This window comes from Demequina zhanjiangensis (genome assembly GCF_030418315.1).
GTDB classification, from domain to species: Bacteria; Actinomycetota; Actinomycetes; order Actinomycetales; family Demequinaceae; genus Demequina; species Demequina zhanjiangensis.
On record NZ_JAUHPV010000004.1, the window covers coordinates 71633 to 86547 of the forward strand.

Annotated in this window: 15 protein-coding genes; 11 read left to right on the forward strand and 4 right to left on the reverse strand. The window is 69.5% G+C overall.

Annotated features, from left to right (window positions below; genetic code table 11):
- Positions 1-217: 217 nt before the first annotated feature.
- Complete coding sequence (locus tag QQX04_RS07625) at positions 218-3139, forward strand: glycoside hydrolase family 3 N-terminal domain-containing protein (RefSeq protein ID WP_301127832.1); 2922 nt, start codon at positions 218-220, stop codon at positions 3137-3139.
- Positions 3140-3290: 151 nt separating this feature from the next.
- On the opposite strand, the gene QQX04_RS07630 is transcribed toward QQX04_RS07625, so the two are convergent.
- The 3 genes from QQX04_RS07630 to QQX04_RS07640 all read right to left on the reverse strand — a co-directional run bounded on the left by QQX04_RS07630 (position 3291) and on the right by QQX04_RS07640 (position 6090).
- On the reverse strand, positions 3291-3872 hold the full coding sequence (locus tag QQX04_RS07630; protein ID WP_301127833.1) for a TetR/AcrR family transcriptional regulator: 582 nt from the start codon (positions 3870-3872) through the stop codon (positions 3291-3293).
- 55 nt (positions 3873-3927) lie between these two features.
- On the reverse strand, positions 3928-4626 hold the full coding sequence (locus tag QQX04_RS07635) for an SOS response-associated peptidase (protein ID WP_301127835.1): 699 nt from the start codon (positions 4624-4626) through the stop codon (positions 3928-3930).
- Between the two features lie 75 nt (positions 4627-4701).
- The gene (locus QQX04_RS07640) at positions 4702-6090 is read right to left on the reverse strand and encodes a hypothetical protein (RefSeq protein ID WP_301127837.1); all 1389 of its coding nucleotides are present in this window, start codon (positions 6088-6090) and stop codon (positions 4702-4704) included.
- Positions 6091-6280: 190 nt separating this feature from the next.
- Between QQX04_RS07640 and QQX04_RS07645 the strand changes: the two genes are divergently transcribed.
- The 10 genes from QQX04_RS07645 (at position 6281) to QQX04_RS07690 (ending at position 13413) form a co-directional block, all read left to right on the forward strand.
- Complete coding sequence (locus QQX04_RS07645) at positions 6281-7297, forward strand: sodium:calcium antiporter (RefSeq protein ID WP_301127839.1); 1017 nt, start codon at positions 6281-6283, stop codon at positions 7295-7297.
- A gap of 210 nt (positions 7298-7507) precedes the next feature.
- Complete coding sequence (locus QQX04_RS07650) at positions 7508-7708, forward strand: hypothetical protein (RefSeq protein ID WP_301127841.1); 201 nt, start codon at positions 7508-7510, stop codon at positions 7706-7708.
- A 194-nt stretch (positions 7709-7902) separates the two neighbouring features.
- Positions 7903-9135 carry a TadA family conjugal transfer-associated ATPase gene (locus tag QQX04_RS07655; protein ID WP_301127842.1) on the forward strand — a complete coding sequence of 411 codons (1233 nt, stop codon included), beginning with the start codon at positions 7903-7905 and terminating at the stop codon, positions 9133-9135.
- A complete protein-coding gene (locus QQX04_RS07660) occupies positions 9135-9995 on the forward strand; it encodes a type II secretion system F family protein (protein WP_301127844.1) in 861 nt (286 codons plus the stop codon). Before QQX04_RS07655 ends, QQX04_RS07660 begins: the two co-directional genes overlap by 1 nt.
- Positions 9992-10903 (forward strand): type II secretion system F family protein, encoded by a 912-nt coding sequence (locus tag QQX04_RS07665; protein ID WP_301127846.1) that lies wholly within the window; start codon positions 9992-9994, stop codon positions 10901-10903. Before QQX04_RS07660 ends, QQX04_RS07665 begins: the two co-directional genes overlap by 4 nt.
- A 10-nt stretch (positions 10904-10913) precedes the next feature.
- Positions 10914-11105: a hypothetical protein gene (locus tag QQX04_RS07670; protein WP_301127848.1), complete on the forward strand. Its 192-nt coding sequence runs from the start codon at positions 10914-10916 to the stop codon at positions 11103-11105.
- Positions 11098-11481, forward strand: a complete 384-nt coding sequence (locus QQX04_RS07675; RefSeq protein WP_301127850.1) for a TadE/TadG family type IV pilus assembly protein — start codon at positions 11098-11100, stop codon at positions 11479-11481. Before QQX04_RS07670 ends, QQX04_RS07675 begins: the two co-directional genes overlap by 8 nt.
- Positions 11474-11968, forward strand: a complete 495-nt coding sequence (locus tag QQX04_RS07680; RefSeq protein ID WP_301127852.1) for a pilus assembly protein — start codon at positions 11474-11476, stop codon at positions 11966-11968. The genes QQX04_RS07675 and QQX04_RS07680 overlap by 8 nt, the downstream gene beginning before the upstream one ends.
- Positions 11965-12438: a pilus assembly protein TadG-related protein gene (locus QQX04_RS07685; RefSeq protein WP_301127854.1), complete on the forward strand. Its 474-nt coding sequence runs from the start codon at positions 11965-11967 to the stop codon at positions 12436-12438. Before QQX04_RS07680 ends, QQX04_RS07685 begins: the two co-directional genes overlap by 4 nt.
- A 132-nt stretch (positions 12439-12570) precedes the next feature.
- Positions 12571-13413, forward strand: coding sequence for a hypothetical protein (locus QQX04_RS07690; protein WP_301127856.1), 843 nt, complete (start codon positions 12571-12573; stop codon positions 13411-13413).
- A 27-nt stretch (positions 13414-13440) separates the two neighbouring features.
- Here the strand turns inward: QQX04_RS07690 and QQX04_RS07695 are convergent, their stop codons facing one another.
- On the reverse strand, positions 13441-14736 hold the full coding sequence (locus tag QQX04_RS07695) for an ABC transporter substrate-binding protein (protein ID WP_301127858.1): 1296 nt from the start codon (positions 14734-14736) through the stop codon (positions 13441-13443).
- Positions 14737-14915 lie beyond the last annotated feature (179 nt).

Consider the following 14915-nt stretch of genomic DNA (forward strand, 5'->3'; position numbering starts at 1 on the left):
CTTCCCTCGGCCGGACGAGGTGACGCGTCCGGGACCGCCAGTTTATCGGGGCGTGCGGGAGCATTGGACCCTGCCTCCGAGTGACAGGTTGTGCGGTCAGAGCGACAGATTGTGCAGGACGGCCGGCGCGGCTGTGAGCGTGCGCGATGCTTGAAAAGCGCTTGTCATGCAGTTTTCAGATGGTTCGTGACGAGCGGTCACCTTGCAAAGGAGCAACATGAGCACCACGCCCGAAGGCGGCACCGCCGCCCGGAAGCGCCCTCGCCGGCTCGGACCCGTCCGTGCCACGGCCATCTATGTCCTCAGCGCAGTCCTGATCGTCGCGCTGATCATCGGCAACAGCTACGCGCTGCGGTACTCCGATCTCATCTCGGTGTACCTCGGACAGTCCACGCAGCGCGTCGTCTCCACCGACGGAGACGGCGATGCCGACTACTACATCTCCTCGTTCGACAACGAGGCCGACCGCCAGGCCTACCTGGAGCAGGTCGCGACCGACATCTCCCGCGAGGGCATCACCCTGCTGGAGAACGACGGCGCCCTGCCGCTCTCGACCGGCATCCGCGTCAGCCTGCTCGGCCAGGACTCCGTGGACCCGGTCTTCGGCGGTGGCGGCGCAGGCTCGGTCGACACGTCGCAGGCCGTCGGCTTCGACGACGCGTTCGCCGCAGCCGGCCTCGAGGTCAACCCGACCCTGTGGGACTTCTACGACACCGGGGCAGGCTCGTCGTACCGCAAGGCCACGATCGACGCATACGGCCAGGGTTCGTACGCGGTGAACGAGGTGCCGCAGGACGTCTACACCGACGAGGCGCTCGCAAGCCTCGACGACTACAACGACGCGGCGGTCGTCATCCTCGGCCGCTCGGGCGGAGAGTCCTCGGACCTGCCGACCGCGGCCGACGAGAACGGCTACACGTACCTGCAGCTCAGCGCCGAGGAGCGCGACATGCTGCAGCTCGCGTCCGACCGCTTCGACACCGTCATCGTGGTCCTCAACGCCCAGAACCCTGTCGAGCTCGGCGACCTCGCCGACTACGACGTGGACGCCACCCTGTGGGTCGGCGGCCTGGGCCAGACCGGCGCGACCGCGGTCGCCGAGGTCATCACCGGCGTCGTCAACCCTTCCGGTGCGCTGACCGACACCTACGCGTACGACTCGCTCAGCGCCCCCGCGATGGCGAACTTCGGCTCCTACCACTTCGCGAACAACGCGGAGGTGTGGTCGCAGAATGCCTACCTCGTGTACGGCGAGGGCGTCTACATGGGGTACCGCTACTACGAGACCCGCTATGAGGACGTCGTGCTCGGCAACGAGGACGCCTCGGCCTACGACTACGCGACTCAGGTCCAGTACCCGTTCGGCTACGGCCTGTCGTACACGGACTTCGCGTGGGACGGCTACACGGTCGACGAGTCCGACGACTCGTTCCAGGTGAGCGTGGAGGTCTCCAACACGGGTGACGTGGCGGGCAAGGACATCGTCCAGGTGTACCTGCAGCAGCCCTTCACCGACTACGACGTGGAGAACGGCATCGAGAAGTCCGCGATCGAGCTCGCGGGCTACGCGAAGACGTCGCTGCTCGAGCCCGGCGCCTCCGAGACCGTCACCGTGACGGTCCCGAAGGACCTCATGGCCACGTACGACACCGATGGCTTCGGCACCTACATCGCTGACGCCGGCGACTACTACCTGGCCGCAGGCCAGAACGTGCACGAGGCCCTCAACAACGTGCTCGCCGCCAAGGGCCACAGCACGGCCGACGGCATGGACGTCGACGGCACTGCCGACTTCGCGTGGGTCACCACCCTCGACGAGCTCGACTCGACCACGTTCGCCACGTCCGACGTGACGGGTGAGCCGATCGTCAACCAGTTCCCGATGACCGGGGTCGAGGCATACGACGAGTCGTTCACCTACCTGAGCCGCACCGACTGGGACGGCACCTGGCCCACCACCTACGCCGACGGCGCGTGGGAGGCCCCGCAGGAGCTGATCGACGCGATGCAGATCACGGTCCCCGAGGAGGACCCGGACGTCGAGACGCCCGTGTTCGACACGGTCGACCCCGACTACGGCGAGCTCACCGCGGCGATGCTCGTGGGCGAGGAGTACGACAGCCCCGCCTGGGACGCGCTTCTCGGTCAGGCGACGCTCGACGAGCTCGAGCAGCTGGTCCGCATCGGCGGCTACGCCACCCGCGGCGTGGACTCGATCCAGCTGCCGGCGACCGTCGTCAAGGATGGCCCTGCAGGCATCTCCGACACGCTCGTGGGCGGTGAGTCCGGCATGGCCTACCCGCCGGAGATCGTCCTCGCGGCCACCTGGAACGACGAGCTCGCCCGCCAGATGGGCGACGCGATCGGCGAGGACTCGATCCAGCTCGGCGTGGCCGGCTGGTACGCGCCCTCGACGAACCTCCACCGCACCCCGTACTCGGGCCGCAACTTCGAGTACTACTCGGAGGACGGTCTGCTGTCCGGTCGCATGGGAGCCGCGGTCGTCGCGGGTGCCGACGCCAAGGGCGTGCAGGTGTTCGTGAAGCACTTCGCGATCAACGACCAGGAGGTGAACCGCTACGGAGGCGCCATGTTCGCCGACGAGCAGACCATCCGTGAGGTCTACCTGCCCGCCTTCCAGATGCCTGTCGAGGACGGCGGTGCGCGCGGCATGATGGCGGCGATGAACCGCATCGGCGCCACGTGGGTCGGCGCTCACGAGGGTCTGATGACCGGAGTGCTGCGCGATGAGTGGGGCTTCCAGGGCGTGGTCATCACCGACCAGGCGTCATTCGACGTCTTCGCCTACGAGGACCTGCGTCAGGGTCTCGCGGCCGGGACGAGCCTGTGGCTCAACACCGACGCCGAGCTGTGGCGCCTGTCCGACGAGGACATGACGCCCACCGTCCAGCGCGACATCGTGGACGCCGCGCATGACGTGGCCTTCGCGGTCGTGAACTCGAACGCCATGAACGGTCTGGCCGCGGGCGGACGCATCGAGCAGGTCACGCCGCTGTGGCAGTGGGGCCTGTACGCGCTCGACGCCGTGGTGGCGCTGGGCGTGCTGGCGATGCTCGGCTTCACCACCCGCCGGCTGATCGTCCAGCGCAAGACGGCGGAGGTGACCGTCGAGTCCTGATCACTCTTCCCGCGCCCACCGGTTCCCCATCACCGGCGGGCGCGGGGGGTTGGACCTCGCCGGCAGCAGGCCGGCACGTGTAGTTGGGGTCCTCCATGCAGCGTCTGCCCCCGGTCAGCAGGACCGGGGGCAGACGTATGTGCAGGGCGGGTCAGGCGTCCTTGACCATGAGCGCCAGCATCGAACTGATGGCGCGCGGCATGTCGACGCTCCGGTCGTAGAGCCACTGGGTCTGCAGGCCGTCGGAGATGGCGACGATCGTCTCGGCTGCGACGCGCGGCTCCAGCCCCTCGCGCAGGCGGCCCTCGGCTGCGACGCCGGCGAAGTACGTCTCCCAAGAATCGCGGGCCACCCGGTAGCGGTCACGGAAGTACTCGTGCGCGTCGTGCTCGGGCTCGGTCGCCTCGTTCACGATGCGAGTGAACAGCTGGATGAGTCCTGGCTGATCGGTGTTCCGGCGGACGAACTCGACGTAGCCGCGCGTGTGTCCCAGCCCGTCGTCCTCGGCGGAGGCGGCGCCGTGCCGGGCGTCGCGCTCCTGGACGACAGCGGCGAGCAGCGCCTCCTTGGAGCCGAAGTGGTGGAGCACGCCGTTGGGGCTGAGGCCCACCTCCTGGGCGAGCTGCCCGATGGTCGTCTTGGAGTAGCCGTCGCGCGCGATGATCCGCAGCGCGGCGTCCAGGATCTCGGCGCGCTTCTCGATGCCTTTGCGATAGGACCCCCGTGCTGGCATGGTGCCAAGTCTAGGTCGGCGTGGTCCCGGTTCCCGGCGAGCGCGAGGCGGTCCGTCAGGTGACCGGCGCGATCAGATCGGCGTCGTTGTTGCGGACGTTGCCGACCGCCTTGCCGACCGTGTGCCAGGCGAGCTCGGGCGCGGGGGCGGCGACAGCGTCGTGCAGGTCCGACGCTTCGGCGTCCTTGGCGAGCCAGGTGGCCGCTGACTCGGAGGTGAGCATGGCGGGCTGGCGGTCGTGGATCTCCTGCATCTCGTCACGCGACGCGACGGTGACGATCGAGCAGGAGGCCATCCACGGTGCGTCGTCCCCCTCGGCCTTGTCCCGCCAGAACTCGTAGAGCCCGGCGAACGCGAGCGGCGCGTCGCCCGCAGGATGGATGAAGTACGGGGTCTTGCCGTCGGGTCCCGTCTTCCACTCGTAGTAGCCCGACGCGGGAACCAGGCAGCGACGCTTGCTGAAGGCCGCGCGGAACGACGGCTTCTCCGCCATGGTCTCCGAGCGCGCGTTGAACATGCGGGAGCCGACGGACGGGTCCTTGGCCCACGACGGCACCAGGCCCCAGCGGGCGACCTCCACGTGACGCTCGCCGACGGGTGCGGGCTCACGCGCGGGGACGACGATCGGCACCTTCTGGGTGGGCGCGATGTTCCACGACGGCGGCAGCAGACGGGCGTCGTCGGACATGACCGCCACCTCGAAGGCGTCGATCAGGTCCTGCTCGGTGAGGAAGTTCGCGTACCGGCCGCACATGACCCCAGTGTGCCTCGCGGGTGTGACGGTGCGCGCGGGCTCGGGCGGGGTTCTGGGTGAGACCGGGGCCCGGGGTCAGACGGGATCCACCTCGGGGTCACTCGCGGGGGAGGGGGACTCTGCGTCGCCGCGGAACACGCCGAACGCGACGGCGATGAGCGCCAGCAGGAGTCCGATGAAGACCACCTCGAGCGGAGTGACCGGGCGCACGAGCGCGAAGCACAGCGCGAACACGGCGGCGAGCACCACCCACAGGATCCAGGGGTGACGGTCCAGCAGGCGGGCGAGCTCGGGGGAGCGCCAGCCGCGCTCGTCCAGCGTCGACGCGCCGCGCGAGAGCGTCCGCGCGCCTCCCTCGCGCGCCGCGATCGCCGCCGTGGAGCCGCCTGAGAGGAAGCCGGCGATCAGCAGGATCAGGCCAGCGAGCGCGAACGCCATGCTGGACGCGACCAGCTGCCCGGTGAGGCCGTTGTAGAGGGCGGCCGTCGCGTCGGTCGGGATGTCCGAGGCGAGAGCGGCGCCGGCGACCGCGCCCACGATGGTGAGGGCACCGGCGACGAGCGAGCCGACCACGAGCATCAGCGAGCCGGCGACCACGGCGGCGCGTGGGCGGCGCGGGTGGATGAGGATGCCGATCACCAGCAGGCCCAGGACGATCCACGGGAGCACGTTGCCGATCGTGGTGAGGACGGCGTAGGCGAGACGTGCCGTGGCCACCTCCGGCACCTGGGTGACGGTGATCGAGACGTCGACCTCAGGGATCGAGTCGGCGAGCCCGAAGCCCTGCTCGACGAGCGCGGGCTTGAGGGCCTCGATGATCGGCTGCAGCTGGATGACCACGTTGCCGGAGGAGTCGATCGCGATCGCGCCCTCGCCGTCGTCCTCCAGGACGGCGACAACCTGCGAGTGGGTGAGCGTGAGAGCCTGCTCCCAGATGTCGGCGAACGCCTCGGACTCGACCACGGCGGTGAGGGCGGAGCGGATCGCGGTGCGGGTCTGATCGGCGAGCAGGGGGCCCAGCACATCGGCCGCCTCGGCAAGGCGCGGCGTCGAGTCCTCGTCGAGGATGCTGTCGAGCAGCTCGGCGACCAGCGCGTCGGTGTCGAGCGCGTCGTCGATCGCCGTGGCGGCGGTGTCCACGATCAGCGCCTGGATCGCCGGGTCCTCGGCCAGCGGTGCGAGCGTGCCGACGAACCGGCTCGTGTCGCTCACCTGGCCCGCCGCGAACGACGCGACCGACGTGATCGGTGCCAGGATCGCTGCGATCACCAGGATCGTGGTCGCCAGGAAGGCGCGGCCACGGTGGCGCGACTCCTTCACCGGCGCGGGCGTCGGGGTGGGTGCGGGAGCCGCCACCACGACCGGCTCCGGCGGCGTCGAGACCTGCGCGCGCAGCGACTCGTTCTCCGCCTCCAGCGCGCTCAGCCGCGCCTCCAGCTCGGCCTTCGTCATCTTCGTCGCCATCGCGACCCCCACCCCTCGTACCGGGAGACCCCATGTCTCCTGCTACCGAGCGTAGCGACAGCGGGCCCATGTGGGCAGGTCCGACCGTGTGGCGGCCGGTTCGGGGAAGGTGTGGGGGCGTCGGCCGGTTGCACCTGACGGAAGCCGGCGCACACGTCGATCCCGGAGTCGAGCATCGGGAGGGGGAGCGATGGAAGGCACCTGGCCACTCCTGCCCTCCGCGGTCGCGCTTGCGCTCGCGGTCGGCGCGATCGTTGTCGCAGGGTCCAAGCTCGCCCACGTGGCCGACGAACTGGCTGACCGCACCGGCATGGGCGAGGCCCTTGCTGGGGCCCTTTTCCTGGGCGGTGTGACGTCGCTTCCGGGCATCGTCGCGTCGGCCACTGGAGCGCTCGAAGGCGATGCGGGCTTCGCGCTCGCCAACCCCGTGGGTGGGGTGGCCATCCAGTCGGTGTGGCTCGCGATCGCGGACCTCGTCTATCGCCGCGCGAACCTGGAGCACGCCGCCGCATCGCTCGAGAACATCCTGCAGGCGCTCGTGCTGCTCGCGCTGCTGTCGTTGCCCGTCATCGCGTACGCGACCCCCGAGCTGACGTGGGGCTGGGTGCATCCCGTCACCGTGCTGATCCCCGTGCTGTACGGGTACGGCCTCGTGCTGGTGCGACGCATGCGTGCCGAGCCGATGTGGGAGCCCGAGGCGACCTCGGACACCGTCGTGGATGAGCCCGACGAGCCCTCAGAGCGTTCGCTGCCGCACCTGTGGGCGTCTCTCTCCGCGCTCGCGATTGTCGTCGGCGTCACCGGCTGGGTGATCGCCAAGGCAGGGCTGGGTGTCGCCGCGGGGACAGGATGGTCGTCGTCGGTGACGGGCTTCACGCTCACCACGGCGATCTCCTCGCTGCCCGAGCTCGTCACGCTCCTCGCGGCCGTCCGCATCGGCGCGCTCACCCTCGGTGTCGCGAACATCATCGGCGGCAACGTGTTCGACACGCTGCTCATCGCCGTCTCCGACGCCTTCTACACGCGCGGATCCATCTACGCCGACGCGGGGCCCGAGAGCCTCGTCCTGCTCGGCGGCACGCTGCTCATCACCGCGATCCTCGCGGCCGGACTGCTAGTGAGGGACCGACGCGGCGTCGGCTTCGAAGGAGTCGCACTGCCGGCCGTCTATGTGGCCACGGCGGCGATCGCGGTGATGGTGGTCTAGGGACTGCGTGGCCGAGTCCGGGGCGGAGTCGTGTGCTGTTCGCGCGGCGCCGCGGCGTCATGCCTTCCGCGAAGCCGCACATGACTGCGATGCTTCTCGCGTGGGTTGGCTCGTGAGCGAGCTGCTCTTCCCGTGCCGGGACGGTGCGTAGAGATGCAGACCAGAAGCGGGCTCGCCATCTCAGAGAACTCTCAGGTGAAGGAGTAGAGAGTGACGCACCCCTCCGAGTCGCTCGAGCAGTATGTCCAGGACCGGACACAGCAGTTGCGAAACCTCGGCGCCTCCGAGGAAGAGATCGCCGAGTACGAGTTCGAGGCCGACCTCGAGCAGGAGCCGGTCGAGGACAGCGAGCCGCCTGAGACCCCGCCGAGCGTGCTGCAGGGGGAGCCGGGGGACTGGGGTCAGACCTGAGGCACTGGTAGGCAGGCGCTCGCGCTGCGGGACGTACTGTCGTCGCAGCGCTCGGCGGGCATCCTTGAGTGAATCCTTGTCAATGCGGCCCGACGCGGTATCCGCCATCCACAGCGTGAGATTGTCGGGCAGTTGTCCACAGATGCCTGGCAGCCCCTGACGCGTGGTGTCTCATTTGCCTAGTTTGTCCGTTCATGGGGGCGGAAGCGGTCGCGCAGCTTGAGAGCGAGGTGCGCGCACAGATTCGTTCGCGTGGCGTCGACCCGTTGCGTGATCGTGAGGGCGTGCGCGCCTTGGTTGATGAGGCGCTCGCGGCGTGGGAGGAGCGCGCGCTTCAGGGCGTCGTGCCGTCAGTTGAGGATCCCGAGTGGGCGACCCGGGCCGTGCTCGCGAACGTCGCCGGTCTCGGGCCGTTGCAGCAGTACCTCGACGATCCAGAGGTGGAAGAGATCTGGATCAACTCGCCGACCAGCGTGTTCGTCGCACGCCGCGGAGTCGCCGAGCTCACCACCACGATCTTGTCCGCCGCACAGGTGCGCGACCTGGTCGAGCAGATGCTCAAGGTGTCGGGCCGCCGCCTTGACCTGTCGAGCCCATTCGTCGACGCATCGCTTCCTGGCGGAGAGCGCCTGCATGTGGTCATTCCGGATGTCACTCGCCTCCACTGGTCGGTGAACATCCGCAAGTACATCGCTCGCGCCAGCCATCCCGACGACCTGGTCGCTCTCGGCTCGCTCACGCCCGCCGCCGCGCGGTTCCTTGCCGCCGCGGTCAATGCAGGGCTCAACATCCTGGTCTCTGGCGCCACCCAGGCAGGCAAGACCACGGCCCTCAACGCGCTCGCGGGCTCCGTCCCGGCCCGCGAGCGCGTCGTCACCTGCGAAGAAGTGTTCGAACTGTCGCTTCCCTTGCGCGACGTGGTCGGTCTTCAGTGTCGGCAGCCGTCGCTTGAGGGGACAGGGGAGATCGCCCTCCGACGCCTCGTGAAGGAGGCGCTGCGCATGAGGCCCGACCGGTTGATCATCGGCGAGGTGCGCGAGGCCGAGTCGCTCGACATGCTGATCGCCTTGAACGCGGGAGTGCCTGGCATGTGCACGCTTCACGCGAACTCCGCGCGAGACGCGATCACCAAGATGTGCACGCTGCCGCTTCTCGCGGGGGACAACGTCACGGCGGCCTTCGTCGTGCCGACGGTCGCCTCGGCGATCGACCTGGTGGTCCACCTCGATCGCGACGCCCGCGGACGTCGCCAAGTCGTTGAGATCGTCGGGGTGCCCGGTCGGGTCGAGGCGGGGATCATCGAGACCTCCGACCTGTTCCACCGCGTCGACGGCGAGCTCGTGAGGGGAAGCGGCGAACCTCCGCACGCGGAACGGCTCGCTGGACTCGGTGGCCTTGGCCTCTCGCGCCACCCAGGTGGCGGCTGATGGGCACGGTGCTCGGTCTGTCGCTCGGGGCAGGACTCTTCCTTGTCTGGTGGTCGACCTGGGTGGTGGAGCCGCGGTCCGCAAGGGCTGCTTCCCGGTGGTCCTCGCGCCTGTCCGATGACCTCGTGCAGTCGGGTGTGAGGGGCGTCGGTCCAGGAGGGCTCCTGTGGACTGCCGCGGGAACGGGACTGATGGCCATGGTGGTGACATGGGCGATGACAGGATCCGCAGTGATCGCCGCCTGCTTCGCTGTGCTGGCCGCACGTGCGCCTGTCGCGCTCGTGCGCGCGCGGTCCCGGTCCCGTCGCGCGATGATGCGGGAGGTCTGGCCCGAAGCCGTCGACCACCTGGCATCCGGCATCCGTGCAGGGATGGCGCTGCCCGAAGCGCTCAGCCAGCTCGGCGAGCGCGGGCCGGAACCGCTGCGCGCGCCGTGCGCCGCCTTCGGCCGGGACTATCGCGCCTCAGGCAGGTTCGGGGACTGCCTCGATGCTCTGAAGGAGCGGCTCGCCGACCCCGTCGCCGACCGCATCGTCGAGGCGCTGCGGCTCACCAGGGAGGTCGGTGGCAGTGATGTCGGTTCGCTGCTGCGCACCCTGAGCGAGCTCCTGCGCGAGGACTCCCGCACTCGCGGCGAGCTGGAGGCGCGACAGAGCTGGACGGTCAACGCAGCCCGCCTGGCGAGTGCGGCTCCGTGGGTGGTCCTACTCGTCCTATCTATGCAGCCGCAGAACGCCGCCGCCTATGACTCCGCGCGGGGCGTCACCGTTCTGGTGGCCGGTGGCGCTGCGACGATCGTCGCGTATCGGCTGATGATGCGGATCGGTCGCCTGCCCCAGGAGCAGCGGGTGATGCGATGACCGCGATCCTGCTCGGCGTCACCCTCGGCGCTGGTGTGCTGCTCGTTCACTCGTGGTGGCGTTCGCGGACGCCCAGCTTGCTTCAGCGTCTCGACCCCGCGCTGTCGCTCGGGCAGCAAGGTCGAGCCGACGACCTCGTCTCAGGTCCGCAGTTCGCAGCCCCACGGATCCTGGAGCCGATCGTGGCGGACGCGATCCGGGCGCTCGAACGGTGGGGGAGCTCCACCCTTGAGATCGAGCGCCGTCTCGCACGAGCAGGGCGCGCGGGCACCGCCGACCAGTACCGCGCCTCCCAGGTCGTCGCCGGAGCGCTTGGTCTCGCGGCGGGGATCGCGGTGTCGCTCGCGCTCGCCGCGACCCGAGGTTCACCGATGCCTGCGCTCCTGGTCCTCACCCTCGCGTGCGCTGCGTCGGGGGTGCTCCTCGGAGATCGGATGCTCTCCCGCGCGATCACCGTTCGAGAGCGTCGACTCACCGCCGAGCTCCCCGCGATCGCCGAGCTGCTCGCGCTCTCGGTCTCGGCAGGAGAGGGCGCGCTCGGCGCGCTCGAGAGGGTCAGCAGGATCGCCTCCGGGCCCATGGCGGAGGAGATCCTCGAGGTGCTGGCCCGCGCCAAGGCAGGCACACCGCTCCCCGAATCGCTCCGTCAGCTCAGCGACTCCACCGGAGTGCCGGCGGTCGAGCGCTTTGCGGAGGCCGTCGCCACCGCCATCGAGCGCGGCACACCGCTCGCCGGGGTCCTCAGAGCGCAGGCGGGCGACGTGCGTGCCGCAGGGCAGCAGGAACTGATGGAGGACGGAGGGCGGCGAGAGATCCTCATGATGGTCCCCGTCATCTTCCTCATCCTCCCCGTGACAGTCCTCTTCGCCGCCTTCCCTGGGCTGGCCGCGCTGAGGCTCGAACTGTGAAGGAGAAGGCATGACCACACTCACCAAGGCCTGGAACGCGCTTGGGCAACGCATGCGAGACCTCGACGACCGTGGAGACGTGCCCGGCTGGGTCCTCATCACGCTCATGACGGCAGGGCTCGTGGCGGCCATCTGGGCTGTCGCCGGCCCAGCCCTCACGGGCCTGTTCACCGACGCGATCAACTCCGTCACCGGTGCGTGACCTCCGTAGTGATACGGGCAGCGTCATCGTCGAACAGCTGATGACGATGATCCTCGTCGTGGTGCTCGCGCTCGGCGTCCTCCAGGTCGCGCTCGCTGTGCACGTCCGTAACACCCTCATCGAGTCGGCCGCAGAGGGAGCGCGGCTCGCCGCCCGCGGCGACCGTGAACTCGCCGACGGCGCCGCGCGTGCCGAGTCGCTCGCCCACGAGTCGCTCGGCGGGCTCGAGGTGAGCGCCGCCGCTGCAGACGCGACCATCGCAGGCATGCCCGCCGTCGAGGTCACCTTGACGGCGCCCGTACCCGTGCTCGGGCTCTGGGGCCCCGCCGAGTCCACGGTTCGCGGCACGGCCCTGCAGGAGCCGAGCAGTGGGTGAGGAAGCGGGCTTCGACACTCGTTGGGGCTGGGACGACACGGGCGGCGCGATGGTCGAGTTCCTCGCGATCTCGCTGGTACTGATCGTGCCTCTGATCTATCTGGTCATCACCCTGGGACTGGTGCAGGCGGCGGCGTACGCCGCCGAAGGTGCCGCCCGGGACGCGGCCAGGGCATCCGTGCTCGTCGGAGTTGAGGCGCTCGAGAACGGCGCCACCGACGGCGACGCGGGTGCAGCCGCCCAGGCCCGCGCGGAGGCTGCCCTCTCGGTCGCGCTCGCGGACTTCGCCGTCGATCCGACCCAGGCCGATCTCGCCACCTCCTGCTCTGCGAACCCGTGCTTCACGCCCGGATCGGATGTCACCGCGCGCGTGACCATCCGCGTGCCGCTCCCCGGAGTTCCCGGCTTCGTGTCGGATGCCGGGCTCGCCGTCACGATCTCGTCCGAGTCGACCATGCCCGTCGACTCCCTCGGAGACGGACGATGACCCTGCGACGGCTTCCTGGTGTGAGTGCGGACGATGAGGCCGGCAACGTCACCCTCCTCTCGCTAGGCCTGCTTGTCCTGCTGCTCTCGCTGATCCTGGTGATCGCCTCCGCGACTGCCGTACAGCTCACGCGCGTGCGCCTTCTGCACCTCGCCGACGAGCTCGCCCTCGATGCCGCCGACTCGCTCGACCTCGACGCGTACTACCGAGGCGACATCGCAGACCTGGATGACGGCACCGTGCTGCTCGGCGAGCAAAGGATGCAGGCGACGGTTGCGGATCACCTTGGCGACGCGAGCGATCGGCACGGCCTCGAAGGTGCCCAAGCAGTGCTGGTGGCCACGCCCGACGGCGCCACCGCCGTCGTCCAAGTGCAGGTCACCGTCGACCCTCTGTTCGGCGTCTCCGCCCTGCTTCCGTTCACCGACGGGATCACCCTCACCGCCGAGTCCTCGGCCCGCGCGTCATGACAGGTCACCCACCTCACGTGGGGTCTGCGGCGGGTGTGGGATAGGAGTAGACGAGCCTGCGAAGACGCAGGATCGCCGGTGGTGCGGCACGCACCCCGCGCGCCTCACCACCCTCCGGGGAGGAGAGGAACGATGCGCAAGTTAGCAGTACCGATAGTCGGAGCAGCGCTCATCGCAGCGATGCTCGCGACACCCGCCCTCGCCAAGGGCGGACCGCCCACCGGAGTCGAGACAGGCAACAACCTGTCCGTCCCGGCCATCTTCGTCACCGCCGACGGTACGACCATCCCCAGCACGGCGCCCGGACTCCGCGCGCCCTGCGACTGGACGTCGTACGCACCCGGCTGGGACGGAGCGCTCCCCATCGCTGAGGGACTCCCGAATGCCGGCTACTGGCTGCAGAAGACCGCAGCCACCTGGGGCGCGTCATGCGCCGTCGCCAGCAGCGCACAGGTGACGCTCGACTGGGGTGACAACCTCACCGGCACCACCGCGCTCAAGGCAGGCAAGACCATCCGTGTGGAGGTAGGCCTGTTCGCCAACGGTGCGGCAGCGGCCACCGGCTACACGATCGACAACCTGTCGGAGGAGGGCGTGCCCGACCGTCTCGCGGTCTACGGCACCAACGACGCCGACGGCACCGCCATGACGCCTCGCGTGTGGGATCACGACGCGACGTTCACCATCGCGACCGTTCCCACGGACGGCAGTGCACCCGCCTCCTTCACGATCCCCGCGTCCGCGGAGATCAACTCCATGGGAGCCGTGGTCTACGGCTTCAACTGGGGTCAGAAGGGCGACTTCGCCGCGGCAGGCGACTACGCGATCACGTTCACCGTCTCCGACGACACCACGATCGGCGCCGTCCAGGACTGGAACGCGGACACGATGACGAGGACCGACCACGCGGTGACCCTCGACATCACGCTCAGCCCGAAGGCAGGAGGAGGAGGGGGCGGCGGCAGGGGCCGCTAGGCCCTGCAGACCCGCTGCTGGGATCGCCTACGACGCGTCGGCGGTCTCAGCAGCGTCGACCGCCTCCGACCAGGCATCGTCAGCGCTGGTGTTGCCCACCGCGACGTCCGCGAGGACGAGCTCCACTGCCGTGCGCACGTTGATGTTCTTCTGCGCGTAGTAGATGGAGCCGGTGAGGTCCTCTGCCGTCTTCGTGAAGATCGAGCCCACGGGCGCGTTGTTGAAGAACGGGTTGGAGAAGGCCTGGATGCCCTCGTCCACGTAGAGCGCCGGGGTGGCGGGCAGCGCACCGACCGACTGGAAGCGCGCGAGCTGCTGCTCGTCCTCCATCAGCCACTGCAGGAACTCGTAGGCGGCCGCGGTCGTCGCCTCGTCGGACTGGGCGGGCATCGTGTAGAAGTTCGCCGCCCAGTTGCCGCCCTCGCCGGGGATGTCCATGACGTCCCACTGGCCGGAGAAGTCCTCGGGTGCGTTCTGCTCGACATAGGCGAGCATCCACGAGGGGCACAGAACCGTGGCGAAGGTGCCGTCGTACAGGCCTGCGGTCCACTCGTCGGTCCACTGCGCGACGTTCGCGGAGATGCCAGCGGATGCGGCGGCGACAGCCGTGCCGAACGGGGCCTCGACGCCGTCCATGGCGAGCGCGTTGTCCGTGTCGTAGTAGCTGACGCCGGCCTGCATGAGCAGCGGGTTGAGGAGGCTCGTGGTGCTGTCCACGAATGCGGTGCCCGTCTCTCCGGTGTACTGCTCGCCGACGCTGATGAAGCCTTCCCAGGAGTCGCCCATGAGGGTGGAGAGCGCGTCGCGGTCACCGGTGAGGCCGGCGTCTTCGAGCAGGTCGCGGCGGTAGCACAGCGCGAGCCCTGAGACCGAGGCGGGCAGTCCGATGGTGCCGGAGCCGTTGGCATTCGTGGCCTCGGCCCACGCCCACGGCAGCACGGTGGACTCGTACTCGGCGGCGCCCAGGTCCAGCAGGTTGACGAACCCGTCCGACTGGCCCACGAAGGTAGGCATGTACGCCTCGTCGAGCACGGCGATGGTCGGGGCGCCGGTGCCGGCGACGAGCGCGCTCTGAAGCCCGTCGTGCAGGTCGGCGTACGACTGCTGCTCGACCGCGATGGTGACGTTCGGGTTGTCGGCCATGTACTGCTCGGCGAGCGGCTCGATGCCGATGTCTCCGACTGTGGCGACGGAGATCGTCACGGGCTCGGCCGAGGCCGAGGGGGATGCGGACGTGTCGGTGCCGTCTCCGGTGCAGGCGCTCAGCACGAGCACTCCCGCCAGGGTGGTCGCCGCGACGCCGGTCGCAGTCCTCCAGGTCATCCGTTCGCTCCCTCATCAGTTCTCGCGCCGGTGAGGCGCACCCCCTCACTGTAGTAGCGAGCAGGCGTGACATCGCCCGCGTGGGGGTCGGGCTGACATGTGTGCAACGCCTGGGGAGGGGGAGGCGTTGCCAGGGCGAAGGGGTACGCGAGCGGGCTCGTCGGGCGCCGGATCCGGAC